Here is a 26,823-nt window from a genome sequence, read left to right on the forward strand (position 1 = left end):
TTTTTGCAAGGATCGGTTTATGTCCAGCAAAGCGAAGCAGTCCCAGAAACTCCTTCTGTTCCGCCTGTTCGGATCGCGGCTGTTTGGCATTGGCACCCTGAAAATCCGGGAAATTCTCCCGTTTCAGCGGCTAACCAAGCTACCCCATAGCCATCACGCCGTGATCGGAACCGCAACCTTCCGAGGCTCGGCCGTGCCGGTCATCGATATGTCCGCAGCCGTGGGCTACCCGGCCCTCACCCGCGAAGAGCAGGCGAAAGCGTCCATCATTGTTACTGACATTCAGCGCCAGGAAATCGGCTTTCTGGTGCGCAGTGTTCAGCAGATCATCGAGACAGACTGGAAGAGCGTGATGCCGCCGCCCAAGGCCCTGGGCGCCAACGCCTTTATTACCGGCCTGCTGGATGTGGATGGCGACATTATCCAGTTGCTGGATGTCGAGCTACTCCTCGCCAAGGTCTACCCGGAATCGCTCGACGCCCAGACCGTGGCTCTTACGGATGTACAGAGCGAGACACTCAAATCCCTGAACATCCTCTTGGTGGATGACTCTCAGGTGGCCCGAAAGCAGCTGTCTGACGTCCTCGACAGCAAAGACATCAGCTATCACGTGACCGCCAATGGCGACGAAGCTCTGCAGGTTCTTCTCCGGGAGCATGAGTTAGGGCACCCGATCGACATCCTGGTGAGTGACATTGAGATGCCGGGCCTGGATGGCTACGAGCTTACTTTCGATATCCGGGATAATGCCAGCCTCCAGCAACCCTACATCATCCTGCATACTTCACTGAACAGTGAGATGAGCCTGAGCTACGCCAATCAGGTCGGGGCCAACGAGGCCCTGACCAAGTTTGACGCAGAGGAACTGTTACAGGCCATGCTGCGCGGAGCTGCCCAGGCCGGCTAGAGCCGGCAGGTGAGCTCCGCCAGCTCTTCATCAAAAACTCGCCGGTTCTCGCTGTAGTCCACCGGCACATCCACCAGGTGAACCCCCCCGGCCTCCAGTGCACGCTCGAGGGTCGGGCGCAATTCTTCGGTACGGGTAACCCTGTGGCCAACGGCACCGTAGGAGTCCGCGTATTTCACGAAATCCGGGTTGCGGTAATCCAACCCGAAATCTTCATAGCCATCCTGCCCCTGCTTCCATTTGATCATGCCGTACGCGCTGTCGTTGATGATCAGCACGACCAGGTTCAGCCCAAGGCGAACAGCCGTCTCCAGCTCCTGGCTGTTCATCATGAAGCCGCCATCACCGCAGATCGACATAACCTTCAGCTCCGGATAAAGCATAGCCGCCATCATGCCGCTGGGCAGGCCCGCACCCATGGAGGCCAGAGAATTGTCCAGTAGCACGGTGTTGTTGTCGTAAGCCGGGTAGTTGCGGGCAAACCAGAGTTTGTACATGCCGTTATCCAGCGCGATGATGCCGTCATCCGGCATCACCGATCGGACATCGTGGACAATGCGCTGGGGAATCACCGGGAAGCGGTCATCAGTGGCCCGCTCCTGAAGATGTTTGTCGACCGCCTGCTTCACTTCCATCAGGCCGGTGAAATCGTGGTTGGCACATTGTCCGCAGTGCTCGGCCATGTACTCCACACTGTTCGCAATGTCACCCACCACCTCATGCTGCGGAAAATACACCGGGTCGACATCGGCCCCGCTGAAATTCACATGGATGACTTTTTTACCGCCCGGAGTCATAAAGAACGGCGGCTTCTCCACTACATCGTGGCCGACGTTGATCACCAGATCCGCCCGGTCGATTGCGCAGTGAACGAAATCGCCGGCGGACAGGGCTGCATTGCCCATGTAACGGGGATGACGCTCATCAATCACACCCTTACCCATCTGAGTGGTGAAAAACGGAATGCCCGTCACATCCACCAGGTGCAGCAAGGCTTTGGACACCCGTTTACGGTTGGCGCCGGCGCCAATCATGATCAGTGGATGATGGGCCCTGCGCAGCATGTCGCAGGCCATGTCCAGGCTCTTCTCACTGGCCGTTGGCCGACGGGCATCACTGGGATTAAAGATATGAATGCCCGCTTCGGCGGACTCCTCGGCAATGTCCTCGGGCAACTCCAGGTGCACAGCTCCGGGGCGCTCTTCCGAGGCAAGGCGAACCGCTTCACGAACCTTGGCGGGAATGGTGTTGGCGTTGCTGATCTGGCGAGTGTATTTGGTAAGCGGCCGCATCAGATCTACCACATCCAGAATCTGGAACAGCCCCTGCTTGGAGGACTTGATGGGCTTCTGGCCGGAAATCATCATCATGGGCATGCCGCCCAGCTGGGCGTAGGCGGCAGCCGTCACCAGGTTGGTGGCGCCCGGCCCAAGCGTGGACAGGCAAACTCCCACCTGGCCAGTCAGTCGCCCATAGGTCGCCGCCATAAAGCCGGCAGCCTGTTCATGCCGGTTCAGCACCAGGCGGATACTGGAATTGCGTAACGCTTCCAGGAAGGCGAGATTCTCTTCGCCGGGCACGGCGAAAATGTATTTTACGCCTTCATTCTCAAGTGCCCGGATAAACACTTCGGCGCCGTTAAGCGCCTGACGATGATCATTGGCCATAACTGTCCTCTTGATCTGAGAATTCTCAAATCAAGAGGATAGCATTACCTGAGCTTGAGCGTTGACAGGGTCCGTTCACGAACGCTGTTGAGCAGCTCCTCATTATCCACCAGAGACTGGCCATAGGATGGCACCAGCTCCTTCATGCGGGACTGCCACTGCTCGCTCTTGATCTTCTCCGGGAAGCAGCGCTCAAGCACATTGATCATGGCATTAGCCGCAGTAGAAGCCCCGGGAGAGGCACCCAGCAAGGCGGCGAGGGTGCCGTCTTTGGCTGCGACAATCTCGGTGCCGAACTCAAGCTTGCCACCACCCTCTTCGGTCTGCTTGATAATCTGCACCCGCTGGCCAGCCATCTGCAACTTCCAGTCATCTTCACGGGCATCCGGGAAGAAGTTGCGCAGGGAATTCACACGGTCGGCATGGGATTGGAACACTTCGCCGATCAGATAACGGGTGAGGTCCATGTTGCTCTTGCTGACTGACAGCATCGGGCGCAGGTTGGTAGCGCGCACCGAACCAATCAGATCGAAGATGGAGCCCTGCTTCAGGAAGCGGGTGGTGAAGCCAGCAAACGGTCCGAACAGCAGGGCAGGTTCGCCATTGATGATGCGGGTATCCAGGTGAGGGACAGACATCGGCGGCGCGCCAATCGGTGCCTTACCGTACACTTTGGAATGGTGCTCCTTGACGATGTCCGGCTTCTGGCACACCAGCCACTGACCACTGACCGGGAAGCCACCGTAACCGCGGGCCTCATCAATGCCAGACTTCTGCAGCAACGGCAGCGCGCCACCACCAGCACCGAGGAACACGAAACCGGCTTCCAGCTTGGTCAGTTCGCCGGTTTTCTGGTTTTTCACCCGCAGTTTCCAGCGGCCATTGTCGCGCTGATCAATGTAGTGCACCGGGCTGCTGAGCATCAGTTCAAAGTTGGGCTGGGTTTCCAGCCATTTCACCATGCTTCGGGTCAATGAACCGAAATCCACGTCGGAACCATGTTTGATCCGGGTCGCGGCCACACGCTGCATAGGATCACGGTGGCGAACTACCAGCGGCATCCACTCTTCGAGATCGTCCGGGCTTTCCGTGTATTCCATTTCCTGGAACAGGTGGTGCCCGCTCAGACGCTCGTAACGGCGCTTTAGAAACGCCACGTCTTTCTCGCCCCAGACGAAACTCTGGTGTGGCGTACGATTAATGAAAGAAGTCGGCTCCGGCAGGATGCCCTGCTCCACCAGGTAAGACCAGAACTGCAACGACACCTCGAACTGGGCATTGATTTTCAACGCCCGCTCAATCTCGACATCGCCATCATCGGTTTCGGGGGTGTAGTTCAGCTCGCAGTAACCGGCATGCCCGGTACCTGCATTGTTCCATCCGTCGGTGCTCTCATGGGCAACGTGGTCAAGACGTTCCACCATGACGATGTCCAGGGACGGATCCAGCTGCCTGAGCATCATGCCGAGGGTCGCGCTCATGACGCCCCCACCGACCAGCACTACATCTGCCTGTCTAACGGCCATTGGTTTTCACCCTAGCTTAGTGTTGAAGCCTGCTGCCACTCCACGATCAGCAAAGTGGCCTGTCGGAAGCCGGCCTGGCGCGAGGTAGACGGCGCTGCCGTGAGCTTCCGGTCTGAAATTGCGCGCAATTATCCCGATTTTCGCCGAAAGAATAAATTGCGATTATCAATTGATGCGTGTCGGTTGCGGGCACGGCTGGCACCAGTGGTGCAATTACCGGTGTGTTGGCACATTGCCCGTCATCTTATCGTTTTGCCGGGATTGTCTCGTGTTTTGTTAACAATATCAGCGCCACTTTAGTCTGATACCCCGGCACCCAACCATTGGATCATCCGTAGTTACCTGCAACGGCGCGCATCTCAGTGCTGACCAATCGCCCCCTAATACGGTATCTTGTGCGCCAAACACTTTCCTCCGGGCCATGGGCCGGAGTTTCCGACGTTAATCTTTTTGAGGTTTCTCTATGTTGATGGCCATCGGTGCCGTTATTGCCGGCCTGATCCTGCTGGTCTGGAGCGCGGACAAATTTGTGGAAGGAGCCGCCGCCACCGCGAAACACCTGGGCATGCCTACGCTACTGATCGGCATGGTCATTATCGGCTTCGGCACCTCTGCTCCGGAACTTGCGGTCTCTGCCATGGCTGCGTCTGACGGCAACCCCGGCCTGGCTCTCGGAAACGGGTACGGCTCCAATATCACCAACATCGCCCTGATTGTTGGCCTGACCGCCATCATCGCGCCGATCGCTGTGCACTCACAGGTGATCCGCAAAGAACTGCCACTACTGGTCGTACTCACTCTGATTGCCGGTGCGCAACTGATCGACGGAGAGCTGAGCCGACTGGATGGCTGGGTGCTTCTGGGCGTCTTTGCCGCGGTCATGGGTTGGTCCATCTATCAGGGGATACGTGGCAAAGCTGACCCGCTTGGAGGGGATGCTGAGTCCGAAATCGTTGCCCACCCCATGCCCCTGAAAACCGCAATTATCTGGCTGGTAATCGGGCTGATTCTGCTGATTGTCAGTTCAAGGCTTCTGGTGTGGGGTGCGGTCGCTATTGCCCAGAGCCTGGGTGTGAGTGATCTGATCATAGGCCTGACCATTGTCGCTATCGGCACATCACTGCCGGAGCTGGCCTCAGCTATTGCCGCCGTGAAGAAGAACGAGCACGACCTGATTCTGGGCAACATCCTGGGCTCAGGCATCTTCAACACCCTGGCCGTGGTGGGGCTCGCCGCGGCGATTCAACCGTTGTCGGTAGACCCTGAGGTGCTGTACCGGGACTGGACGTTAATGCTGGGCCTGACTCTGGCGCTTCTGGTCATGGGCTTCGGCCTGACCGGTTGGCGCAAACTCGTATCGAGGGTTGACGGTGCCCTGCTGCTGGCCGTTTACATCGGTTACACCGGCTATCTGTTCTCTACCGTGGTCTCCGCCGCCTGAGCATCGCCGGCGGGGCAGCTTATTCTGCCTCGCCGTTGCCCAGTAATTCCTCCAGATTCTCCCGCACGCCCGCCATAATCTCCGCAATGTCGTCCTTGCTTTTTCCTGCCGTGTCGATGGGGGTGCCCACGCGCACATCCACCGGCTGCCCAAGGTTAATCTGCCAGGTGCGCGCGGGCAGCACCCGATGAATCCCCCGAATAGCCACCGGTACAATCACAGCCTGAGTATCCAGGGCCAGGTGAAAGCAGCCTTTCTTGAAGGGTAACAGCTGACCGTCCGGAGAGCGGGTGCCTTCCGGGGCTGCCCACAACACAATGCCACTTTCCATCATCTGACGGGCTTTCTCCAGATCCTTCACCGCCCGGTTTCGACGGGAACGGTCAATAGATGGAAACTCGGCCGCCCTCATGGCCTGCCCCAGCAGAGGAATGCTGAACAGCTCTTTTTTGGCGAGCATGCGGATTGAACCTGGCAGCGACACGAAACTGACCGGTATGTCGTAGTGGCTGGCATGGGTGCTCATGATGATGTAGCGCCGGCCATCGTTGAAGTCCGGCACTTCTCCGCGAACAACCAGGCTCGCCCGAACCAGCCGCAACAACGCCGCCGACCATTCCCGGCAATATTTGTCGACAATCGGCCGGTTCAGGCGTCCGAACAGGGCCCGCAACAGGATCAAGAGCGAGTACAGCGCTGTCAGCCCCACGGAGCCAATCACGACGCCGGCACGTCGGAGCAGGGTGGCCGACTCGGTAAGCGGGCTCAGATTCAGTCGCTTCATTTTGAATACCTCAGGAACATTCCGGCCGGCGCCTGCAGGGGCCGGACAATAGCGGCGGATTATACCGGCTCCCGGACCCACTGAATAACACCTGAATATTTGATCAATTATTAACCAGGATCTATACGTAATAAGGTTATACATACGCAAACCGAACCGCGTATTCGCCCGTCCGCAAACAAGACCAAAGACTGGAGACGGAACATGAAAACCGAAACAACCCTGGAGCGGGGCCCTAACGACCCGGGCCTTGCCAACCCTTCCCGGCGCAGCATTCTGATCGGCAGCGCCGGCGCCATGGCGGCAGTCAGCTTGCTGGGATTCAGCCGGCTCAGCGCCGCGGAAGAACCAAAATCGCTACCGGATTATGCCGCCTGGAAAGAACGCAGCGCGCTGATTATCCACAGCACCAACACCATGGAAACCCAGCGCGGCGCCATCGGCAACGGCGTCATCACCGCCAGCGACCGACTGTTTGTGCGCAACAACCTGCCGGCTCCGCCCGCAAGCGTTACCGACAACCCGGATGCCTGGGAAGTCCGTGTCGAAGGCGTGAAGAATCCGAGAACCCTGACCGTGGGTGAGCTGAAATCCATGGGCGTGACCACCGTTGCCTCGGTACTTCAGTGCTCCGGCAACGGTCGGGCGTTCTTCCCTCACGGAGCCAGCGGTACCCAGTGGTCCGTAGGCGCTGCCGGATGCGTCATGTGGACGGGAGTACCCCTGCGTGATGTGGTCGACGCGCTCGGCGGAGCTGTGGACGGTGTACGTTACATCACCGGAACCGGCGGTGAGAGTCTGCCCGATGGAGTCGACCCAAAATCCATCATGGTTGAGCGCTCAATTCCCACCCGCGCCCTGGACAGCGCCCTGCTCGCCTGGGCGATGAACGACGAGCCTCTGCCACACACCCACGGGGGACCACTGCGGCTGGTGGTGCCCGGTTACTACGGTGTGAATAACGTTAAATACGTGAAACAGATTGCCCTTACCGAAAATCAGACTGACGCCAAGATCCAGGCCTCGGGTTATCGGGTGCGGGATGTGGGCATGAAGGGCTCACCAGACCAGCCCTCCATGTGGGAGATGAACGTTAAATCCTGGGTCACTTCACCACTGGAGTCCGGCCGGAAGGGACGCAACATGATCTACGGTGTGGCCTTCGGCGGTACGGTCGCGCTGGATAAGGTGGAAGTATCGACCGACGGCGGCAAAAACTGGAAACCGGCGCGGTTCCTGGGGCCGGATCTGGGGCCTTTTGCCTGGCGTCCTTTTGTGATGGCTGTCGATTTCGGCCCTGGCGAGCACCGAATTGTCAGCAAGGCCACCGATGTGGAGGGTAACAGCCAGCCCGAAGGGCGGATAGATAACGAGCGTGGCTACGGCCACAACGGATGGAGTGACCATGGCGTAACGGTCACCGTGGGTTGATCCTCAGTGGGCGGAGCCGGAGACAGCGCTGCCCGCTGATTCCAGATGTAGAAGACCATGAAGAGACAGCCTCAGACACTGATGGCCGCCAGCCTGACCCTGGCCTTACAAACCGCCCATGCCGACAACGAATCGGGAAGGGCGATTTTCACGGAAGTGGCGCAACCGTCCTGCACCATTTGCCACACGCTGGCCGATGCCGGCGCCTCCGGGTCTATCGGCCCCAACCTGGATGAGCTGCGCCCGAACCGGGATCAGGTAATCCGGGCCGTGACCAGTGGCGTTGGCGTTATGCCCGCCTTTGAGGAATCCCTCACCGAAAGCCAGATTCAGGCGGTAGCAGACTATGTGGTGTCCGTCACCAGCGCCAAGTAGCAGGACCCTATTCCGTTTCGCGGAAGTCCATGGCAATGGAGTTCAGACAATAACGCTGCCCGGTAGGTGGCGGCCCATCAGGGAACACGTGGCCCAGGTGACTGTCGCAACGGGGGCAACGAATTTCGATACGGGTCATTCCAAGACTGGAGTCCTCCAGGTATCGGATATGCTCCGGGTCGAAGGGCTGGAAAAAACTTGGCCAACCAGTGCCGGAATCAAACTTGGAATCGGAGCTGAACAGCGGCAGATCACACAACCGGCAATGATAGGTGCCGGACTTTTTGTTATCCAGCAACGTGCCACAGAAGGGACGCTCGGTGCCGTGATCGAGCAGCACCCGGCGTTCTTCCTCAGAAAGATGCTCAGCCCGGGCTTCCACTTCGGCCCGGGTTAACGGTGTCAGGTCATAGCCTGCTGCAGATACAGACATGGGTGCCTCCTCAAGCCTGGTCCGGGTCGTCTTTGCTGAATTCGGGCTTCAGCTGTTCGGGCCAGGTGTTGGCCAGTTTTTCCATCTTCGGTGCCGCTACCGCCATGATGTATGGTTGCCAGGGATTACGGGCGGCAAAGTTCTGGTGGTGCTCCTCGGCCGGATAAAAGGCTTCCAGGGGCTCCAGGGTGGTCACGATGCGATCCTGATACACGCCGGCGGCATCCAGCTGGCGGATATACGCCTCGGCTACATCGTGCTGCTCTGGGGTCTCATAGAATATCGCGGAGCGATACTGGCTGCCGACATCGTTACCCTGTCGGTTGAGCTGGGTGGGATCATGGGCCACCGAGAAGAACAGCTTCAGCAGTTGGCCGAAGCTGACTCGTGCCGGATCATAATGCACCTCGATGACTTCGGCGTGCCCGGTTTTCCCGGTACAGACCGCCTCGTAATTCGCGGTACTGGCTTCACCGCCGGCATAACCAGAGGTCACACTTTGAACACCGTCAACCGCCAGAAAGACCGCTTCCACACACCAGAAACAGCCCCCCGCCAACACCAGCCGGGACTCACCGGCCGCTTCAGGCAGATCCTGTTCAGGGTCCGGGAAACGACTCCTGGGAACACTCAGGCCGGGCAGATTACATGCATCGGTCATGGGCCACTCCGTACACTATACATCGTCGAATGATCACTGATTGTGGCGTCTCAATACTGAAAAGCCAAATCAGCACCTGTAATTTGCACTACCCAGGGCAACAACCATAATTAAGACAGGAACCACTGATAAGGTTCCGCTCGGCATCAGGGATAACAGCATGACCGCAAGGGTTCGCGTATCGGAAGATCAGGACGAGCTGCTCCACTACCGCCTGAGCCTGAGGCTCGGGCCCGTCCATGCCCGTCAACGCCTCGGCATTGAGCGGGAAACCGAAGCCCGGGTGTTCGGGCGGGACAAGCGCTCGTTCCATCTGGAAAACCTGACCAACGCTCCGAAACTGATTCGTTTCTGCCTGAAGGCCGTGGGCCTGCTACGCCGGGCTCAGGCCAACAGTTTGAAACTCACCACCGAGCACAACACCTTCGTGTTGCCCGATCTCCCTTCGGCCTTCGAGGGCTTCCGCATCCTTCACCTGACCGACCTGCATGTCGATATGGACGAAGCCAACCTGCAGGCAGTTATACGGCAAATCGCCCCGCTGGATTACGATCTGTGCGTTCTGACCGGCGATTACCGCCAACGCACCTGGGGCCCTGTAGACGATGCTCTGGACGGTATGGCCAGACTGCGCCAGGCCATTCACGGCGACGCCTATGCCGTGCTGGGCAACCACGACAGTGTACGAATGGTGCCGGCTCTTGAAGACATGGGCTATCGGCTACTGATGAATGAAATGGTACCGCTGGAGCGCGGCGACAGCCGCCTGTACCTGGCCGGTGTGGACGATGCCCACTACTACAAGGTTCACAACCTGCACCGGGCCGGCGACGATATACCCGCAGGGGGAATCAGCCTGTTACTCAGTCATACACCGGAAATCTGGCGGGAAGCCACCCATGCCGGTTACGACCTGTTCCTCTGCGGCCACACCCACGGTGGGCAACTCTGTTTGCCTGGCGGCATCCCGCTGACGCTCGACTCCGATTGCCCGAGGCGCCTTGGCCGCGGGCTCTGGCAGGTAAACGGCATGCAAGGCTACACCTCACCGGGAGCCGGCACTTCGGTTCTGAATGTGCGTCTGAACTGCCCCCCGGAAGTGACCATTCACACCCTCACTCGCGGGCCCTGAGTTCAGTGTGGCTGTTTACGTATACCGAGGCGGTAAAACAGCGGAGAGAACAACATATTGGACAATGCGAACAGAAGGGCAACGGCGACCGCCTCCCACAGTGGCAGCGGCAGCCAGTACCAGGCCATCACCATAGGTAACAGCGCCTCGGGCAGCTGATCCAACCAGACCGCCCGGGCGCTGGAAGCCAATCCCATACGGCGCTTGGTGAAACTGCTGAGCATATCGCCCCACAGCGACAGGAAAGCAAACAGCGCTCCGAACAACCAGCCCAGGCCCACCCACAGGGCGAACAGCGCGCAGGTCAGAACGCCGGATACCAGCCCACGCCAGGTTTTGCTGGGCCCCAGCAGCGGTCGGCCATCGCGCCACAGCCGGCCACGATCGAGGGGCCAACTGCCATGCTGGTGAAACAACCGCGCCACAACCACTGGAGACCCGTTGGCCAGCACCAGCATGACAAACAACTCAAGCGACAACAGCACTCTGCTTTCCCCTGTTAACAGCCGGCCAGATCAGGTCAGTCCGCCTCGGGTCAGCTTGAGCGGGTCCATCAGTTCCTCAAGCCGTTTGCGGCTCAATCCGCTCCGCTCCTCGGCAACGTCGATAACCGGGCGCCCGCTACGGTATGCCTCTTTGGCAATATCCGCGGCCAGGGCGTAGCCGATTTCAGGGTTCAATGCCGTCACCAGAACCGGGTTTCGACCCACCCCCGCATTCAGGTTTTCGGTATTAACGGTGAACCCTTGCAGGGCCTTGTCTGCCAGCAGGTTCGAGGCATTGGTCAGCAATCCGCACATATCCAGCAGATTTGCGCCCACCAGTGGCAGCATCACATTCAACTGGAAGTTGCCGGACTGGCCCGCCATGGCGACAGCCGCATCCAGCCCGGTCACCTGGGCACTCACCATCGCCACCGATTCCGGTATCACCGGGTTCACCTTGCCAGGCATGATGCTGCTGCCCGGCTGCAAGGCCGGCAGGCTGATTTCAGCCAGACCATGGATCGGACCACTGTTCATCCAGCGCAGGTCATTGGCGATCTTGGTGAAGACCACGGCCACACCGCGGAACTGGGCAGACAGTGCCACAGGCGCATCAACCGCACTCTGCCCCAGAAACTTGTGCTCCAGCGACCGGAACGGATAGCCCGTATTCTGCTTCAGAAACTTCACAAACTGGCCAGCAAACTCCGACGCAGCATTCACCCCGGTACCTACCGCGGTACCGCCCTGGGGTAGTGCCGCCAGGTCCTCCATGGCCCGCTCAAGGCGAAGCTCGGTCGCCGCGACCTGCTCCCGCCAGGTTCTGAGCTCCTGGCCAAGTGTCACCGGCATGGCATCCATCAGATGAGTGCGCCCGGTCTTCACCTGCCCGGACAGTTCAGCCTCCCGGCCGTAGATCACTCCCCGGAGATGCGACAGCGCCGGCAGCAGCCGGCTTTTCACTGCCAGCACAGCGCTGACATGGATCGCAGTCGGGATCACGTCGTTGGAACTCTGGCTCATGTTGACGTGATCATTGGGATTAACCTCCACGCCCTTCTCTCGCGCCAGAGCCGCGATCACCTCGTTCACGTTCATGTTGGTGCTGGTACCGGAGCCGGTCTGGTAACGGTCCACCGGAAACTGATCTGCATGTTCCCCTTTCAGCAACCGGTCGCAGGCGTCACAAATGGCATCACGCAGTTCCGGCTCCAGCAAGCCCAGTGACGCGTTGGCCTGGGCCGCCGCACGTTTGACCTGAACCACAGAGGCAATGAATTCGGGCGGCATCGGCTGCCCACTGACCGGAAAATTGTCCACCGCACGCTGGGTCTGCGCGCCCCAGAGCGCACTGTCCGGTACCCGGACCTCACCCAGGCTGTCTTTTTCAGTTCTGAACTCGGTCATCACATCCTCCTTGTCACGCTCGATAGCTTCCCACAGCGGCCCTCAGGTGCCGTTACCATGGGATTTCAGGCGGACATGGTCGCAGATGCCGGTCACCTGCTCAAAATTCAGAATCAGTGTGTGCACGGTATTGGTGTAGGTGTCGTGCAGGTGAAACTTGAAGCGGCTCTGCTTCTCGCCCCGCAGAAAGGCATCGTACTCGCGCACCAGCTCTCGTACATCACCGCCGGAGTCCTGGCTCCAGGTAGCATTGAACGGACCCAGCACGGCGCCACCGGCAAGGCAGATGGTGACTTCGTGGTTAGTGAGATGGCCGTCTTGAGTGGTCATGACATTTCCCTCCTGAAAGCACTCAGCGATAAGTGTAGTCGCTCTCAGGCACCGGGCTCTGGCAATTGCCAAAGTCATCACAGAAACAAACATTTCCGGCAACCCATCCTGCATTTGTAGGATTTTCCTACAAAACGACGAATGCCACCCTGATAACCTGTCCAGCCGATTCGATATCAAGGAACGACCGGTAAACATGGGGCACTTCCACTCACCTGCGGTTTTACTGCGCTACCATAGCGAAGAGGCAAAGCAGACGTTCGAGGCCTTGTTCGCGCAGGACTTCTCGATACACGCCTTTAGCTCGGATGAGGCAGTGCTTGAGCACATAGCGGCCGCTGAAGCACCGCCCGCAGCGCTGGTGATAGCCGGATGCGAAACCTCAACCGCCATTAACTCCACTCTGCTGGTCCAGGCCAGAACACAATATCCCACCGTGCTCCGGGTGTTGATAACCGAGCGCGTTATCCTGAGCGAACTGGTGGCGCTGCTGGACACCCAGGTAATCGATCGTTGCTTCGAGCAGCCCCTGGACCCAGACCTCATACGCTCACACCTTTTGACAGCGGCCCTGACAAGCCCAGAGCTGTCCGGCCAGACCGAGCACCAGCCATCGCTGCCGAACACCGAGGGGCAGCGCCCCGTTGTGCTCATTGTCGATGACGAACCTGCCGCCACGAAATATCTGATCCGTCAACTCGAACACCTGCAGGATGAGTTCTCCCTGCTTTCCGCAGACACTGCGGAAGCGGCACTGGAACATCTGCGAACGCCAGGCGCGCCCATTGCAGTGGTGATGACGGACCAACGGATGCCGGGCATGCAGGGCAAAGAGCTGCTGGATGAGTTGCGTCAGTCTCATCCGGCCGTTGTCCGGATTCTGACTTCCGCCTGGGGCGAGGTGGACGTTGCCCTCAATGCCGTGAATGAAGGCCGGATCTTTCGCTACCAGAAAAAACCCTGGCAAGCACAAACCTTGCTGCCACTGTTCCGGGAAGCCATCGCTCGCCACCGTGAGCTGGCGTCGGCCCTGGACAACACCCGCTGCGAAACCCGGAAACGCTTTGCCGAGCTTCGCCTGCAACGCCACGGCAGGCTCGTCGATCATCTGAGGCCGATCCTGAGCGCCCAGGTTCCCGATACCACACTGAACGCTTTTCTGGATACCGTGGCCAGCATTGACCACCTGCCTGCGGCGAAAGCACACCTCAGGGCCAGCCAGGACATGCATCTGGAACAGGAGCTTGTCCGGCGGTTCTGCGACCATGTGCGGCAGGAACTCAGTCGGCTGGAAAACATCGTCCCGGCAGGCCCCGGGCAGAGCCGGATGACGTCACTATTCAGCGGGACCACGCCCCAGGAACGGGCCACATCGTCTCCACCCTGCTCGCCGGCAGAATTACTGGGGCAAGCCCTCAACACCCTGCTTGTCAGCTCCGGTCTTGACTGGAGCCACCTGGTGCTAACCGAGAGTCGCGATCAGCTTCACGTAGCCCCGGAACAACCGCTACGCATCTATAGCCATCTACTGGCTCCGCTCACGCGGCTCTCCGATCCGCTTCTTGAACAACAGGCAGCACTTCTGATGCTGTTCGTCACCACCAGCCTGCTGGGCGGGGACGTCAGTGCTGAGGCAGATGGCCAGTGCCTGCATCTGGCCATTACCCTGCCGGTACTCCCGGGATCGGGTAACTGACCGTGAACCCTCAGCGCAGACTCCGGCTGTTCGCGACCGTCAGCCACCGTCTTTTCCGCGACGGTTTGCTATTCCAGATTCTTCATAACGAAGACATTGAGTTAGTAGGCGAATCCGAGACCGGCGTTGAGACGCTGCAACGCCTGGCTGCTGTCAGACCCGGCGTGCTATTGATTGAAGAGAATCTGAAAGACAATGATGGACTCACCATTGCTGAAAATGCCCTCAGCCTGCACCCGGCGCTCTCGGTGCTGCTGATCTCCGACACTCCGGTCAACAGCTCGCGCATGGCGATTTACCTGGAATCAGGAATCAAGGCGGTGGTCTCGAAACAGCAGTCGATCCAGGAACTGATCAAGACCCTGTTCTACATTCGCAGCGGCCAGGTATACCTTGGCAACTGGCAATCAACACGCGACCGGGCTGATGACGCTCTTACCGCTTACCAGGCATTGTCCGGTCGCGAACGGGAGGTGGCGAGACTGATGTCACAGCGGGTCGCGGTTCGAGATATCGCTGAGGAGCTGGGGGTGTCCTGTAAAACGGTGCATTCCTACAAGGACCGGATCTTCGTCAAGCTGGGCTTCGAACGCTTGCCGGAGCTGATTCTGTTTATGCAAAGACATCACCAAAGGGCGTTACCATGAACCTGCTCTCCGGTATTGAGCAGATCAAACAGCTGCCTGTTGATCGGCAACGGCGGTTCGAACGTTTTTCGCGCACCCAGTACCGGTACCGCGTGCTGCCGCTGTTCGCCGATGTCTACCTGATCATCGCGTTTATCGGCACCCTGCTATTCCTGGCCGGGCAGCTCACGCACTCAGTGGAGCCCCCGGTGTTTGCCGGTTACCTGCTCTACACCGGGGTGCTGACAGCGCTTATTCTGGCTCATCGCTTCACCCGGTTGCGGCGAGCGGCACCGCTGGTTGTCTATCTCGTATTCATCAACATGGCGACATTCAGCTACCTCGGCTATATCGGTGCCGGCGCCGCCATCGCGCCTGTGGTGGGGCTGTTCTTTTTTATCAGCTCGGTCGGCATCATCACCCTGTCGCTGAAGCACACCAGCATCATTTTGGCGGCCAACCTGATCCTTCTGGTGCTGGCCACCGCCGTCACGGTCCCGACCGATAAGGTTGTCACCGTGCTTATCGGCGTAATCACCAACTGGCTGATTCTGATGTGCCTGGTGGTTTCGCCGTTATCGGCGTGGTTTTTCTCCCAGTTCCTGCGCAACCTGCTGGCCCTGCAGTTTCTGCTCAGAGATCGAAACCGGCAACTTTCCCGCGCCTTGCAGACACTGGAGGCCACCGAGGACAAACTGGCCCAGGAGCAGAAACACCAGGCCCTGAGCCACATGGCCAAGGGTCTGCTGCACGAGATTACCAATCCGCTCAATTGCGCCATACAGGCGGTAGACTTTTCCGCGGCGATCAACCGGAATCCGGATGTGGCCGAGGCGCTGGACGATGCGGCAAGCCATCAACACCGGATTGCAGAAATCGTCTCGGATCTGATCGAATTCTCCCGCCCGGCGCCGGATCATGGCCCGGAGGCTGTAAATCTCGACAAGCTGGTGCAAACCGCGCTGCGATTTTGCCGGCACCAGCTTCAGGGCACCGCAGTCACCACCCAGATCCCCGCTGGCCTCTCGGTCGCCTGTTTTCCGTCACCGCTGATTCAGGTGTTCGTCAACCTCCTGATGAATGCATCGTCAGCCATCCGTGCTGCTAGCCCTGCACGACCGCAAATCCGGATTACCGCTGCCGCCACCGAAGCCGTGACCAGCATTACCGTCCGGGATAATGGCAAAGGCATCGACTCCAGTGACCTGCAGCGACTGACTGACCCGTTTTTCTCCACCAGCGAGACGCCGGATAACCTGGGGCTGGGATTGAGTATCTGCCACACCATCATGCGGCATCATCGTGGCGCCATGAAAATTGCCAGCGAACCCGGGCAATGGACCGAGGTGATACTGGAACTACCCCGGCATATCGATGGGCCCGACAAAAGCACTCGCCCTCCCAACTAAAACCGGTAAACCAGCCGCAGGGTCGCAGCATTGCCCCCGGGATCCGGCGACAGACGATTACCGCTGATCTCCGGCATCAGGTAATTCAAGCGAAGCTGAATGTCTTTACCCAGATAGTAATTCAGGCCCACGGTGGTGACGCTGGCTTCCGCCCCGATGCTTCGATCCCTCAGATCAACGGCACTGTAACGCGCCACCAGTTCCAAGGCGCCGCCGTTACTCTTTGGTTTGATGCGTTTGAACTCGCCCCGCTCGTAGGGGCGCTGGTCGTCGGTCAACAGCAGGCCGGCCTGGACATAGCCCCCGGTAAACCGCCACCATTCTCCGCCTTTACGACGCACCTCCTGAGCCATGACTTCTGCTGTCACGGTCAACCGATGAAACTGCCAACCGGCCTCCACGCCCGCAAGCCTGCTTTCACGGGCCTCAAAGCGGGGACTGCGAACCACGTTGTCAGCGCTGAACACCTCGGCCTCATCCTTGATCTGGAATTCCTCCTCACGATGCTGGCGCCAGGATGCTGCTGCACCGAGATGGAGTACCTGATCCTCCGAGCGGACGGGAGCACGGGAGACTCTGGCAGTTACAGCGCTGCCGTCTTCCGGTTTACGCTCATCGCTGAATATACCCAGCGCCCAGGTTGAGGATTTCCGGTACTGCCCCACCATAACCCCCAGTGAACGGCCCGGCGCAAAAGCTGAGGTAGCCATTGAGCGCTCACCCGCACTGAGACTTGAGTAGCTGGTCAGCCGTTCCATACCGAACGGCTCCTTGAACTGGCCCAGCCGGACGGCAAGGCGATCAGGGCCGTTGTACTGAACATAGGCATCGCCCAACTCTGCGTCTTTGTTGTCGCCTTCAATCTCGTAGCTGCCGTCAATCTCGGCCTCCCAGGCGTCGCCCCACGCCAGTTCAACCTGGAGCTTGGCGTTGCGCAACACGCCACGCGTCGTGGATTCTTCTCCGTCCTCATCATGGAACGCTCCGTAGTGGTCGACACCGGCCGCGATGTAACCACTCACCTCCGCCCGAGCCCCCCCGTCGCCATCACTCGCCAAGGCGCCTGAACCAATCATCGGCAGCAGCGCAAAGGCCAGCAGTTTGCCCACTTGCTCATTCATGCCCCGCCTCCAGGTGATAGTGCATTCGAAGCATCGCGGTGTCTCTCAGGTAGCTGACAGACACCACATCAACCCGGAACACATCCAGTCCGGTGCGTTCCCTGAGATCGGCAATCAAGGCTGCCTGTTGTTGCCGGTGGACGTTCTCGATCTTTTCGTATTCCACCTCCTTCTCACCGTGTCGCGGTAACAGGATGCGGGTCTCGAGCACAACCGCCAGGGCGATGACCAGGCCATTCAGCATGATCAACTCCAGGTGGTGCATGGTCCCGACTGCCGCCAGCAAGGCCATGGCGATCACCAGGAACAGGTAGGTCATCTCCTTGATACCCAGGGCTTCGGTGCGATAACGCAGCATCGAGAACACGGCAAACAGGCCAAAGGCAAAGCCCATCGTGACCGTGACCGAATGCAGCAGCGCCGTCACCAGAAACACGCCAACGCCGAAGAGAATGAAAGAGGCGGCATTCTCCCGGTGACGGGAATAGCGGTAATAACAGCGAATCAATACCAATACCGAGGCCGCATTAATCAACAGCCGGATAACAAAATGGAGGTCAACTGCAGATTCCATGAACGCTCCTTAACAACGGTTTGAATCGATTGGTTTTCAGGTTGTCTCCGTCCAGAAAAACCCGACCAACGCAGTACTTGCTGAAAGTCACCGGCCTGTATCCGAGCGCGGCCAGACGCGCCATCAAAGGCGAGCCAGAGGCTTTCCGGTCATATTTGATTTCGAAAATGGCAAGACACGGGAGCGCAACGGAATGCTTTCGATCAGGCGTCTGGAAGGAGAGCCCGGTATCCACCGTCACCCGCTCATGGCCGTCCCGCCGGAGCAAAGTCATCCGTTCATACTGGACAAAAAGTGCCGGCCGCATCCCTGCAGCCGGAAGGCCGAATTGCCCGGAAAGGAAATCATTGATGACGTGCGGGTCCCGACCGTCTCCGGTTAACGACAAGCGGGTTTTGATGGTGCGTTGCCGGTTGCTCTTCTTCTTGACTTCAAGAAAGCTCTCTCCGCTTTGCCGGTAGTGACGAATCCGCAGCTTGAAACGATTGAGCTTGCCGTTGTGATGATCCAGATACAGCTGGCTGTCCGGCGTATCCAGATACAGGGTGTCGTAGGTAAAACGCCGAGCCGTCCCAATCTCAAGCATCGAATACTCGCGCTCCAGGCCCTGAAGACACTGGTCTAGCTCATGAGCCGGAATCATGAATTTGGTGTCCACACGGTTCATCAGGAGCGCTCTTGCCTGCGCCTCAAGGGAATGCCCGGCAAATCTGGCCTCCGGGCTACCAACGGCCATGTTCATGGCACGTCGGCCACGTACTCCAAGGTGGCATCCAGGGTGATTGCCACGTCCCCGGCCTGCTCCCCGGTGCCAACACTGGTCAGGGTAATCTGCCCTTGAGCTCCCAGAGCAATCGTCCGGACATCTCCGGGCAGGCTCTCATCCACCTCAAACAGCAGCGCATTGGTGGCAAAGCCATGGAAGCGATGGCTACCCGGTACGTAGTCCGACGATTCAATAAACAGCTGAAGCACATAGGGTTTGAAGCTGTCACCGGCATCCACGCCGATCATCAGGAGGCTAACGACCGCCGGTTTGGTTTCCCGGTCCACGGAATACACCAGGCTGTCCACTTCAAAGGCGGCGTAGGTCAGGCTGGCACTGACGTTGCGCCCGTCCGGCAAGGTGAAATTGAATGCACCTCGGTCATTTCCGCTCTGGGATGTGATGTTGCCCGTCAAAGCCGTCGTGGCGGGCGCGCTGCAATCCGGCTCCTTATCCGCCAGTAGCGAGACTTCGCCATTCGGCGTCTCCGCCGCCATCGCCTGCTCCAGAACAACCCTGCGGGCGGGCTGGTAATCATCGTCGCCCGGCTCACCGTTGCCGATGATAAAGCGTTCCAGGCTGGCCGCCGCTTCCTCGGTGGTTCCGGTCAATTGCCGGATGCGCGCCAGGCGGTCGATCAAGGCATTCTCATCCCACTGGGTTTCCAACAGGTTCTCCAACTCCGCATAATAGGCTGCCCGGTATTCGGGTATCTGGAACAGACGATCTGCGAGCCGGAAGTTGCGATAGAAAACACCGGTTAGCGGCTTGAGCGGATGGTCCCCGCGAAAAGCCGTGTCCGCCCCCCAGGGAATGAAATGGAACAGTCCGTCCTCCGGATTACGGTAAATGTGGAAGTTGTTGGCATTGCCGGTGGCGGAATCCCAGGCGCCGAGCAAGGTCTCCACCGCCCAGAACCGGATGAACCGGTCCACATCGACCAACTGCGGCAACACGTTCAGCATCTGCTCATCTGGCAACGCCAGAGCTTCTGCAACGGCTTGCAGATCGCTGCGGTCGTTTTCCTTTTCGTTGGTCTTCTTCTCGAATCGCTGGCTCAGCCAGGTACCAAAATCGGCAGTCTGCGCCTCATACTGATTGCCCTCATCGTTGCCGAACGCACGGGTCAGGAAAGGCTTTTTAAGAGGCTCTACATTGGTAAACACGCCGAGTGTTTCGCCGTTCACGGTTACCCTGGCGTAGTTGCATCTTGGCGCCGCAATGCCGGCTTCACGGAACTGGTCATACGCCATGCATTGCCTGGCATTGGAAGGATCCTGGCGATTGTTGTTCAGGGTCATCCGCGAGGAATTCTGGTAGGTCCGGCCTTTCTGCAGGTCGTTGAAATCCAGCTTGAGAGAGGGAATGCTTGGGCTGAGAGAACCCATATAACCCTTTTTGCGAACAATGACGTTGTCCATCCGATCGCCATCAATCGACACACGCGCGGTAAATTCCGTGTATTCAAACGGCGGTATACACTCGCGATCCGTGCTCGCCAGGGTACGCCCCTCGGCACGCAGCTTTTCGAAATCATCAGCGGACATACGAATGTCCACGGCCATTATCCGATCCGGGGCGTAAAGGTCGCCATCGCCACCAATGTTGACCGGCTCAACCGGAGCATCGAAGTCTGAGGGATCAGAAGAATCCGAGCCTCCGCCCCCGCAGCCCTGCAGCACCACCAACGCCATGCCTGCCATTAGCCAGCGGCAGCGCCCCCACGATGTTCTGAATCCTGTTGTTGTCATGAAGCACTCCCTGAAGATTGTCTATCGTGGCCGGGGGAAAACCGGCTTCAGGAAGTATTGCGGCTGGAATGCACGGGAGTCTGTAAGACGGTCTTACAGCGTCAGAACGACGACGAGGCAATCAGGCTGGTCAGCAATGCCCGCAGTCGGTTGGGCTTGACCGGTTTATTCAATACAGGAAGATACTGGGCTCGTAACAAGGCCCGCGTCTCGTCACTGCGATCAGCCGTAATGATGGCCCCGGGCAGGTCCATCGCCAGATGTCGCCGCACCGAGTGAATGGCATCAAAACCGGTCTGGCCATCATCGAGATGGTAATCCGCAAGCACGGCTCTCGGAGTCAAGCCGGATTCATCCAGTCGGGCCAGGGCATGGTCCCGGCCACCGGCCGTAATCACGACACACCCCCATCGACTGAGAAGCATCGCCATGCTCTCAAGAACGGCTGGCTCGTTATCAATGACCAGAACCGGAGCTCCCTCAAAACCGCGGTCTGTCGACACGGCCGGGGCAGGCTTCGCAAAGGCCTGCAACGTTGGCACGGGAACGCGTGGCAGCGTTACGGTGAAGCGAGAGCCAAGCCCGGGTCTTGACGCCACGTCAATCCGATAGCCCAGAACCCGAACCATTCGCTCGACAATGGCCAGCCCAAGGCCAACCCCTTGCCTGCCACCGCTCCCCTGCGGCAGGATCTGATGAAACTCGGTAAAGATTTCATCGAGCTTGGCGGCATCAATTCCGACGCCGGTATCCCAGACTTCGAGCCGAACGTCATCATCGCGCACACGCACCGCCAGCATCACACCACCGGACCGCGTGTAACGGAAGGCATTGCTGAGCAGGTTTCGAAGAATACGGGTGAGCATACGTTGATCCGTGCGCACCATGGCCGGTGAAGAGCGGACCCGAAAACCAAGCCCTGCGTTGGCCGCCACGGCCTCAAACTCGCTGCCGAGACTGCGCGCCAGCTCATCGACGTCGGTATACACCAGATCGGGCTTCATCGCCTGCTGGTCCAGTTTGGAGATGTCCAGCAAATCGGCCAGAAGATCCTCTGCGCCTTCCAGAGCACGGTGGGCCTGGTGCACCATCCGGCGTTCGGCATCGGGCAGGGTGCTGTCCTGCAACGCCGAGATCATGAGCCGGGCGGCATTCAATGGCTGAAGTAAATCGTGACTCGCGGCGGCCAGATACTTGTCTTTGCTCCGGTTTGCATCTTTGGCGGCATCGACAGCGATCACCAACTCCTGCTCAACTTTCTCGCGCTCTTCAATCTGATAGCGGAGGTCCACGTTGGCGTTCTGCAACGCTTCAGTGCGTTCCTCCACCCGGCGTTCCAGTTCTGCGTTGAGCTGTTCGAGCTTTTCCCGGGCCTGAACGCGGTCAGTGATATCAGCAACAAAGGCTTCCACCACTTCAGGCCCGAGGTCTGGCCGCCGCAGCATGGTCACGGCGACATGGACGGCCGACTGATCGGCCCGACGAAAACGGGCCTCCCGCGCGCTAAGGCTGCCGTAATCCAGCAATTCCTGGCGAATGACATCAAACTCTGCGGCGCTGAAAAAAAGCTGTTCGCGAAGCCGGATCATCCGGTGCTGAAGCTGTTCAGGGCTGTCGTATCCGCAAATCCGCGCCATCGCCGGGTTGCAGGCCAGAAAACCACCCCGCAGATTGGCCTGGAAAATGCCATGCAGCGCGTTTTCGAACAGCCATTTGTAACGGTTGCGTTCCCGCTCCAGCTCCTCAATACGTTCCTGCAAGGCCGGATAATAATTCTTACGCACCGACTGACTGCCAAGTCCCAGCAGATCGCCAACGCCAAAACCACTGTCAGGCGATTCAGAGGGCTTCTTCATAAACCACCTGAACATCCCGAAGCGACGACTTCCTTGGGTTGGTCAGTATGCAGGGGTCCTTTAATGCATAGCCTGAAAGATAGGGGATATCCGATGTCGTCACACCCAGCTCTTTCAACCGGGCTTCGAGGCCGACGGTTTTCTTGAGCGCAACAATACGGGCCATCAGGTGTTTTTTGACCTGGGCATTACTCATTCCCCGGGTATCAATATCCATGGCCTCCGCCACACGCCGGAAGCGGTCTTCGGCAAACGGGAAGTTGTAGGCCACCACGTGCTCCAGCAATAGCGCGTTGCACAATCCGTGGGGCAGGTCCAGGAAGCCCCCGAGGCTATGCGACATGGCGTGTACTGCCCCAAGAATGGCATTTGAAAAGGCCAGGCCCGCCAGCATGGAGGCCAGCATGATCTGCTCGCGCAATACCGGATCCGCCGGGTTGGCAACCAATGGCTCCAGATTCCGGTTGATCAGTCGGATGGCTTCGAGAGCGTGCGTGTCGGTGAGCGGTCCGCTGCCGGTAGACACAAATGCTTCAATGGCGTGAACCAGCGCATCCACCCCGGTGCAGGCGGTCAGATAAGCACCCATGGTTTCCGTGACTTCCGGATCAATCAGAGAGACATCCGGCACGACCGCCTTGCTGATAATGGAAAACTTGAAGCGCCGATTGGGGTCCGAAATGATCGCAAACTGGGATACGTCGGCAGAGGTTCCCGCCGTCGTCGGAATCAGTATCAAGGGCGGAGGGGGATTGGTGATGGTATCCACCCCTTCGAACTCCAGAATGCTCCGACCGTGCGTGGCGACAATACCGATGCCCTTGGCACAGTCCATCGGGCTGCCACCACCAATGGCGACGATAACGTCACAGTCATTCGACCGGTACTGCTCGGCGCCCGCCATCACCTCATCCACCTTGGGATTGGGGGAAACTGCGGTGTAAGTGGTACAGGCCAGGCCGGCTTCTTTCAGGAGCGTTTCAATCTCACCAACCCACCCGGCAGCCTGGACACCGGGATCCGAGACAAGAAACACGTGGCGCGCCCCGAAATTACTGGCAAAATTGGCCACCGATCGGCGTGAACCCGCGCCGAACACAATCTCCGGAGAGACAAACTTTCGCAAAGCAGAAATGTCGTAACTCATGGGGCCTGACGCGTACGGTTGTTGTTATAGGAGTAACTGACATATTAACGCAACTTGGCGAGCGCTTCATCGACCTTTTGGCTAAGGCCGGCTCACTCTGCCAGTCTGCGATAGAAGCGCCATAGTGTGTCCAGCATCGTGACCTGATTCTCCGGGGACCGGAAACCGTGCCCCTCCTCATCAAACCAGACCATTTCGGCGCACTGGCCTGCAGCTCTGAGAGCCGCCACCATTTCCCGGGTTTGCTCCGGCACCACCACCCGGTCCTTTCCGCCCTGAAAAAACAGCGCCGGACACGCAATCCGGCCTGCCTGGAAGGCCGGTGTCCGGGAACGCCAGTTAACACCTCGAGAACCCGGTGGGCCCAACAACCAGTCAAGATAGCCCGACTCAAACCGATGGGTGGCTGCCTTCAGCTTCAACGGTTCGGTCACGCCAAACAGACTGCCGAGACCACGAAATGACTGTCCCGGCTGCATGGCTGCCATCAGTGCGGTATAGCCACCGGAACTGCGCCCCTGGATAAACACCCGCTCAGGGTCTATCCCGCGGCTGGCGCCAAGCGAATGCCTCACCCTTACAACATCGGCAACATCGGCTCGTCCCCAGTTGCCAGCCAGCGCCTGACGATATGCCCGACCAAAACCGGTGCTGCCGGTGTAATTCACGTCCGCTACCGCAAACCCGTGCTGACACCAGAACTGTATCTGGGCATTGAAGGTAGCGTAGGCAGCCGAGGTCGGTCCGCCATGGGCCAGGATGATGAGCGGTGAGGCCTTGGCTGGCTTTGCCGGTTGGTACAGAAAGCTTTGCAGCTCGAACGAAAACAGGTCATCTGGAGGCAGGCACACCGTCTCCGGCCAGACCCAGTCGCGTTCTGCGATCGGTGAAGTGGCCGCACTCAATACCTCCTCCCTTCCGGTGTCCGGATCAATCCTGAGAATGTGATCCGCGCTATCCGGTCGTCGGGCCAGACAAACGAGGCTATTACTCCACGCAGAGAGCCACCGGAAATCCGAGTAAGACGATGCCACCCGGCGACGCCGGCCGTCTCGATCAATCCAGAGTTCGGCCCACCCCCTGACATAACGGACCTGTCCCCACCCCCCGCCAGACAGGGGGCAACTATGCCGCTCCCCGAGCTGCCAGGGCGCGTTGGCGTGATCGGCCATGACCTCAGTTCCTGCGGTCCAACGCAGCGAGTGGTGATTTCGATCCACCCGAAACGGCTGCCACCAGCCAAGGTGATCCGACTGAACCCAGAGCTGGCTATCATCGAACTGGGGCTGCTGGACCGACCCGCCTCCCGGCGGTTCCGCAACCAGCGCATCCCGCACATCGCCGTTGGCACCAAGCCGCACCAGACACAACATGGACCTATCCCAAGGCATGTCCGGGAGCTGCCAACTGACCCAGGCCAAGGCCTTGCCGTCCGGACTGAGCGCCGCCGCGCTGTAGAAGTCAAAACGGTCGTCGAGCACCGTAATCTGTCCAGACGAGTCAATCGCCACCAGGGCCTGTTGATCGCCGCATTCTCGTACGGCCAACCAGCGCTGCCGGTGGGGGTCTGCCACCAGCCCTCCCCACCGTGCCCCTGAGGGAGCGGCCAGGCTGAGCCGAACGCCCGTTCCAAGATCCAGCTGCCAGAGACTCTGATCCTCTGCCACCCAGCATATGAATCGCCCCATCACCGCAAAGGCACCGCCACCGTATCCGTTCAGGCGACTGCCGACACCGTTACCGGTCTCGATTCTTCGTGTTCGCTCGCCGTCAAAGCGCCACAGGTTTACACGCCCGGAGCCGGGTTCAGAAGCCAGCCAGAACAGTAGCCCGCCGTCGGCTTTCAGTTCCGAAAACTGCTGAGTTTCAAGACACGCCGTGCGGGCCGACAGGATTTCATCCCCGGCAAATGACACGGGAATTCCGGGCGTTTCGGTAGATCAGATCCTCCAGACCAGCCGTCGCGTGATCGGCCGCCGTTCGGGCGGCCAGGATCCGGTCGTGATGTGGTGACTTTCCGCAAACCGGATCGGCATTGTCGGCGTTCCCGGTCAACAGGTAAGCCTGACAGCGGCACCCCCCGAAATCCTTGCCTTTTTCGTCACAGGAACGGCAGGGTTCCGGCATCCAGAGGTCACCACGGTAATGATTGAACCCGGGACTGCGATACCAGATATCCTCCAGCGACTGCTCAGTCACATTGGGAAACTCGATCGGCAGAAGCCGGGCGCTGTGACAAGGCAGCGCCGTTCCGTCAGGGGCAACGGTCAGGAACAGGCTGCCCCAGCCATTCATACAGGCTTTTGGACGTTCTTCGTAGTAATCTGGGGTTACGAAGATCACCTTCATCGGATGATCCCGCCCAAGCAGATCAGTGCGGTAGCGATTCACGGTGGCCTCAGCCGTTACCAATTGATCTCTCGAGGGCATCAGCCCTTCCCGGTTGGCAAACGCCCACCCGTAGTATTGGCAAGTGGCCAGCTCAACATAATCGGCTCCCAGCTTCTCACACAACGCAAGAATGTCAGGCATCTGATGAATGTTGTGACGATGGATCACAAAGTTGAGCACCATCGGATAGCCCGCCGCCTTGACCGCCCTCGCCATGGCCAGCTTCTGATCAAAGGCCTTTCTGGAGCCAGCCAGCGCATTGTTGAGCTCAGGATCCGATGCCTGAAAGCTGACCTGAATATGATCCAGCCCTGCCTCGGCAAAATCCTGAACCTTCGCCTCCGTCAGTCCCAGGCCCGATGTGATCAGGTTGGTGTAGTAACCCATGCCCCGGGCGCCGGCGATCAACTCCGGCAGGTCTTGCCGCACCAGGGGCTCGCCACCGGAAAAGCCCAGCTGGGCAGCTCCCATTGCCCGGCCTTGCTTCAGCACTTCCAGCCACTGGCGCGTCGAAAGCTCATGCGCCTGATCGGCATAATCCAGCGGATTGGAACAATAGGGACATTGGAGCGGGCAGCGGTAGGTCAACTCAGCAAGCAGCCAGAGCGGGTGACCAACCGTTTCGTGTTCACCACTCATAGCCATTCAATCCAGTGTTGGCGGGTTGCCTCGGCGAGAAAGTCCTCGACGTCGGCTGACAGGGGACCAGCCTCCGGAAACGCCCGCTCCAGAAGTTCGACAATCTCGGTACTGGTGCGAGAACCGTTCACTTCCGCCAGTATGGCACCGGCGCTGCCATTAAGCTTGACCATGCCCTCCGGATACAACAGAACGTGACTTTGCTGTGCCGGCTCCCACTGAAACCGGAAACCTCGACGCAAGCGGGGAACCTGAGCCATGGCTACCT

Annotated in this window: 25 protein-coding genes; 8 read left to right on the forward strand and 17 right to left on the reverse strand. The window is 59.1% G+C overall.

The annotated features are described in order from the left end of the window. Positions 1–19 precede the first annotated feature (19 nt). Entirely contained in the window at positions 20–907 is an 888-nt protein-coding gene (locus tag C7436_RS09500; RefSeq protein WP_014422626.1) for a chemotaxis protein, read from the forward strand. On the opposite strand, the gene C7436_RS09505 is transcribed toward C7436_RS09500, so the two are convergent. Next, a complete protein-coding gene (locus C7436_RS09505; protein ID WP_121207644.1) occupies positions 904–2,574 on the reverse strand; it encodes an acetolactate synthase large subunit in 1,671 nt (556 codons plus the stop codon). The genes C7436_RS09500 and C7436_RS09505 overlap by 4 nt on opposite strands. A gap of 44 nt (positions 2,575–2,618) precedes the next feature. Next, positions 2,619–4,100 carry a malate dehydrogenase (quinone) gene (gene mqo, locus C7436_RS09510; protein ID WP_121207646.1) on the reverse strand — a complete coding sequence of 494 codons (1,482 nt, stop codon included), beginning with the start codon at positions 4,098–4,100 and terminating at the stop codon, positions 2,619–2,621. Between the two features lie 463 nt (positions 4,101–4,563). On the opposite strand from mqo, the gene C7436_RS09515 reads away from it, so the two are divergent. Next, a complete protein-coding gene (locus C7436_RS09515; RefSeq protein ID WP_011786811.1) occupies positions 4,564–5,541 on the forward strand; it encodes a calcium/sodium antiporter in 978 nt (325 codons plus the stop codon). Between the two features lie 19 nt (positions 5,542–5,560). Here the strand turns inward: C7436_RS09515 and C7436_RS09520 are convergent, their stop codons facing one another. Beyond that, positions 5,561–6,325 (reverse strand): lysophospholipid acyltransferase family protein, encoded by a 765-nt coding sequence (locus C7436_RS09520; protein ID WP_014422629.1) that lies wholly within the window; start codon positions 6,323–6,325, stop codon positions 5,561–5,563. A gap of 204 nt (positions 6,326–6,529) precedes the next feature. On the opposite strand from C7436_RS09520, the gene sorT reads away from it, so the two are divergent. Continuing rightward, a complete protein-coding gene (sorT, locus tag C7436_RS09525; RefSeq protein ID WP_022993058.1) occupies positions 6,530–7,756 on the forward strand; it encodes a SorT family sulfite dehydrogenase catalytic subunit in 1,227 nt (408 codons plus the stop codon). Positions 7,757–7,813: 57 nt separating this feature from the next. After that, positions 7,814–8,131, forward strand: coding sequence for a SorU family sulfite dehydrogenase c-type cytochrome subunit (sorU, locus tag C7436_RS09530; RefSeq protein ID WP_022993059.1), 318 nt, complete (start codon positions 7,814–7,816; stop codon positions 8,129–8,131). Positions 8,132–8,138: 7 nt separating this feature from the next. On the opposite strand, the gene msrB is transcribed toward sorU, so the two are convergent. Both msrB and msrA read right to left on the reverse strand, forming a co-directional pair. Beyond that, entirely contained in the window at positions 8,139–8,564 is a 426-nt protein-coding gene (msrB, locus tag C7436_RS09535) for a peptide-methionine (R)-S-oxide reductase MsrB (RefSeq protein ID WP_023009665.1), read from the reverse strand. A gap of 10 nt (positions 8,565–8,574) precedes the next feature. After that, on the reverse strand, positions 8,575–9,225 hold the full coding sequence (gene msrA / locus C7436_RS09540; RefSeq protein ID WP_121207648.1) for a peptide-methionine (S)-S-oxide reductase MsrA: 651 nt from the start codon (positions 9,223–9,225) through the stop codon (positions 8,575–8,577). 160 nt (positions 9,226–9,385) lie between these two features. Here msrA and C7436_RS09545 point away from each other — a divergent pair, with 160 nt between their 5' ends. Next, on the forward strand, positions 9,386–10,357 hold the full coding sequence (locus C7436_RS09545; protein WP_121207650.1) for a metallophosphoesterase: 972 nt from the start codon (positions 9,386–9,388) through the stop codon (positions 10,355–10,357). A gap of 2 nt (positions 10,358–10,359) precedes the next feature. Here the strand turns inward: C7436_RS09545 and C7436_RS09550 are convergent, their stop codons facing one another. From C7436_RS09550 to C7436_RS09560, 3 genes are read right to left on the reverse strand one after another with little or no spacing between them, the layout of a single operon-like run. Further along, positions 10,360–10,842: a CDP-archaeol synthase gene (locus C7436_RS09550; RefSeq protein WP_121207652.1), complete on the reverse strand. Its 483-nt coding sequence runs from the start codon at positions 10,840–10,842 to the stop codon at positions 10,360–10,362. A gap of 30 nt (positions 10,843–10,872) precedes the next feature. Then, complete coding sequence (locus C7436_RS09555; RefSeq protein WP_121207654.1) at positions 10,873–12,249, reverse strand: class II fumarate hydratase; 1,377 nt, start codon at positions 12,247–12,249, stop codon at positions 10,873–10,875. A gap of 42 nt (positions 12,250–12,291) precedes the next feature. Beyond that, complete coding sequence (locus C7436_RS09560; RefSeq protein WP_121207656.1) at positions 12,292–12,579, reverse strand: hypothetical protein; 288 nt, start codon at positions 12,577–12,579, stop codon at positions 12,292–12,294. Positions 12,580–12,775: 196 nt separating this feature from the next. Between C7436_RS09560 and C7436_RS09565 the strand changes: the two genes are divergently transcribed. From C7436_RS09565 to C7436_RS09575, 3 genes are read left to right on the forward strand one after another with little or no spacing between them, the layout of a single operon-like run. Continuing rightward, complete coding sequence (locus C7436_RS09565; protein ID WP_121207658.1) at positions 12,776–14,275, forward strand: response regulator; 1,500 nt, start codon at positions 12,776–12,778, stop codon at positions 14,273–14,275. A gap of 2 nt (positions 14,276–14,277) precedes the next feature. Next, positions 14,278–14,922 carry a response regulator transcription factor gene (locus C7436_RS09570; protein WP_022993063.1) on the forward strand — a complete coding sequence of 215 codons (645 nt, stop codon included), beginning with the start codon at positions 14,278–14,280 and terminating at the stop codon, positions 14,920–14,922. After that, positions 14,919–16,310 carry a sensor histidine kinase gene (locus C7436_RS09575; RefSeq protein ID WP_121207660.1) on the forward strand — a complete coding sequence of 464 codons (1,392 nt, stop codon included), beginning with the start codon at positions 14,919–14,921 and terminating at the stop codon, positions 16,308–16,310. The genes C7436_RS09570 and C7436_RS09575 overlap by 4 nt, the downstream gene beginning before the upstream one ends. Here C7436_RS09575 and C7436_RS09580 read toward each other — a convergent pair. From C7436_RS09580 to pqqD, 9 genes are all read right to left on the reverse strand, one after another. Beyond that, complete coding sequence (locus tag C7436_RS09580; RefSeq protein WP_121207662.1) at positions 16,307–17,431, reverse strand: OprO/OprP family phosphate-selective porin; 1,125 nt, start codon at positions 17,429–17,431, stop codon at positions 16,307–16,309. The genes C7436_RS09575 and C7436_RS09580 overlap by 4 nt on opposite strands. Next, a complete protein-coding gene (locus C7436_RS09585) occupies positions 17,424–18,005 on the reverse strand; it encodes a DUF4956 domain-containing protein (RefSeq protein WP_014422641.1) in 582 nt (193 codons plus the stop codon). The genes C7436_RS09580 and C7436_RS09585 overlap by 8 nt, the downstream gene beginning before the upstream one ends. Beyond that, complete coding sequence (locus tag C7436_RS09590; protein WP_121207664.1) at positions 17,989–18,747, reverse strand: polyphosphate polymerase domain-containing protein; 759 nt, start codon at positions 18,745–18,747, stop codon at positions 17,989–17,991. Before C7436_RS09590 ends, C7436_RS09585 begins: the two co-directional genes overlap by 17 nt. Beyond that, positions 18,744–20,522, reverse strand: coding sequence for a CotH kinase family protein (locus tag C7436_RS09595; RefSeq protein WP_228198089.1), 1,779 nt, complete (start codon positions 20,520–20,522; stop codon positions 18,744–18,746). Before C7436_RS09595 ends, C7436_RS09590 begins: the two co-directional genes overlap by 4 nt. Before the next feature lie 101 nt (positions 20,523–20,623). After that, positions 20,624–22,378, reverse strand: a complete 1,755-nt coding sequence (locus C7436_RS09600) for a hybrid sensor histidine kinase/response regulator (RefSeq protein ID WP_023009653.1) — start codon at positions 22,376–22,378, stop codon at positions 20,624–20,626. Next, the gene (ercA, locus tag C7436_RS09605) at positions 22,362–23,525 is read right to left on the reverse strand and encodes an alcohol dehydrogenase-like regulatory protein ErcA (RefSeq protein ID WP_121207667.1); all 1,164 of its coding nucleotides are present in this window, start codon (positions 23,523–23,525) and stop codon (positions 22,362–22,364) included. Before ercA ends, C7436_RS09600 begins: the two co-directional genes overlap by 17 nt. Positions 23,526–23,617: 92 nt before the next feature. Continuing rightward, positions 23,618–25,441 carry a S9 family peptidase gene (locus C7436_RS09610; protein ID WP_121207669.1) on the reverse strand — a complete coding sequence of 608 codons (1,824 nt, stop codon included), beginning with the start codon at positions 25,439–25,441 and terminating at the stop codon, positions 23,618–23,620. Continuing rightward, positions 25,422–26,555, reverse strand: coding sequence for a pyrroloquinoline quinone biosynthesis protein PqqE (gene pqqE / locus C7436_RS09615; RefSeq protein WP_023009650.1), 1,134 nt, complete (start codon positions 26,553–26,555; stop codon positions 25,422–25,424). Before pqqE ends, C7436_RS09610 begins: the two co-directional genes overlap by 20 nt. Continuing rightward, positions 26,552–26,815, reverse strand: coding sequence for a pyrroloquinoline quinone biosynthesis peptide chaperone PqqD (gene pqqD / locus C7436_RS09620; RefSeq protein WP_023009649.1), 264 nt, complete (start codon positions 26,813–26,815; stop codon positions 26,552–26,554). Before pqqD ends, pqqE begins: the two co-directional genes overlap by 4 nt. Positions 26,816–26,823: the final 8 nt, after the last annotated feature.

Source organism: Marinobacter nauticus (assembly GCF_003634635.1).
Classification (GTDB): domain Bacteria; phylum Pseudomonadota; class Gammaproteobacteria; order Pseudomonadales; family Oleiphilaceae; genus Marinobacter; species Marinobacter nauticus.

Excerpts from the sequence above, each read along its gene's own strand:
- C7436_RS09500 (WP_014422626.1), top strand. The coding sequence starts at position 20 with ATGTCCAGCAAAGCGAAGCAGTCCCAGAAACTCCTTCTGTTCCGCCTG.
- C7436_RS09505 (WP_121207644.1), bottom strand. The coding sequence starts at position 2,574 with ATGGCCAATGATCATCGTCAGGCGCTTAACGGCGCCGAAGTGTTTATC.
- mqo (WP_121207646.1), bottom strand. The coding sequence starts at position 4,100 with ATGGCCGTTAGACAGGCAGATGTAGTGCTGGTCGGTGGGGGCGTCATG.
- C7436_RS09515 (WP_011786811.1), top strand. The coding sequence starts at position 4,564 with ATGTTGATGGCCATCGGTGCCGTTATTGCCGGCCTGATCCTGCTGGTC.
- C7436_RS09520 (WP_014422629.1), bottom strand. The coding sequence starts at position 6,325 with ATGAAGCGACTGAATCTGAGCCCGCTTACCGAGTCGGCCACCCTGCTC.
- sorT (WP_022993058.1), top strand. The coding sequence starts at position 6,530 with ATGAAAACCGAAACAACCCTGGAGCGGGGCCCTAACGACCCGGGCCTT.
- sorU (WP_022993059.1), top strand. The coding sequence starts at position 7,814 with ATGAAGAGACAGCCTCAGACACTGATGGCCGCCAGCCTGACCCTGGCC.
- msrB (WP_023009665.1), bottom strand. The coding sequence starts at position 8,564 with ATGTCTGTATCTGCAGCAGGCTATGACCTGACACCGTTAACCCGGGCC.
- msrA (WP_121207648.1), bottom strand. The coding sequence starts at position 9,225 with ATGACCGATGCATGTAATCTGCCCGGCCTGAGTGTTCCCAGGAGTCGT.
- C7436_RS09545 (WP_121207650.1), top strand. The coding sequence starts at position 9,386 with ATGACCGCAAGGGTTCGCGTATCGGAAGATCAGGACGAGCTGCTCCAC.
- C7436_RS09555 (WP_121207654.1), bottom strand. The coding sequence starts at position 12,249 with ATGACCGAGTTCAGAACTGAAAAAGACAGCCTGGGTGAGGTCCGGGTA.
- C7436_RS09560 (WP_121207656.1), bottom strand. The coding sequence starts at position 12,579 with ATGACCACTCAAGACGGCCATCTCACTAACCACGAAGTCACCATCTGC.
- C7436_RS09565 (WP_121207658.1), top strand. The coding sequence starts at position 12,776 with ATGGGGCACTTCCACTCACCTGCGGTTTTACTGCGCTACCATAGCGAA.
- C7436_RS09575 (WP_121207660.1), top strand. The coding sequence starts at position 14,919 with ATGAACCTGCTCTCCGGTATTGAGCAGATCAAACAGCTGCCTGTTGAT.
- C7436_RS09580 (WP_121207662.1), bottom strand. The coding sequence starts at position 17,431 with ATGAATGAGCAAGTGGGCAAACTGCTGGCCTTTGCGCTGCTGCCGATG.
- C7436_RS09585 (WP_014422641.1), bottom strand. The coding sequence starts at position 18,005 with ATGGAATCTGCAGTTGACCTCCATTTTGTTATCCGGCTGTTGATTAAT.
- C7436_RS09590 (WP_121207664.1), bottom strand. The coding sequence starts at position 18,747 with ATGAACATGGCCGTTGGTAGCCCGGAGGCCAGATTTGCCGGGCATTCC.
- C7436_RS09595 (WP_228198089.1), bottom strand. The coding sequence starts at position 20,522 with ATGACAACAACAGGATTCAGAACATCGTGGGGGCGCTGCCGCTGGCTA.
- C7436_RS09600 (WP_023009653.1), bottom strand. The coding sequence starts at position 22,378 with ATGAAGAAGCCCTCTGAATCGCCTGACAGTGGTTTTGGCGTTGGCGAT.
- ercA (WP_121207667.1), bottom strand. The coding sequence starts at position 23,525 with ATGAGTTACGACATTTCTGCTTTGCGAAAGTTTGTCTCTCCGGAGATT.
- pqqE (WP_023009650.1), bottom strand. The coding sequence starts at position 26,555 with ATGAGTGGTGAACACGAAACGGTTGGTCACCCGCTCTGGCTGCTTGCT.
- pqqD (WP_023009649.1), bottom strand. The coding sequence starts at position 26,815 with ATGGCTCAGGTTCCCCGCTTGCGTCGAGGTTTCCGGTTTCAGTGGGAG.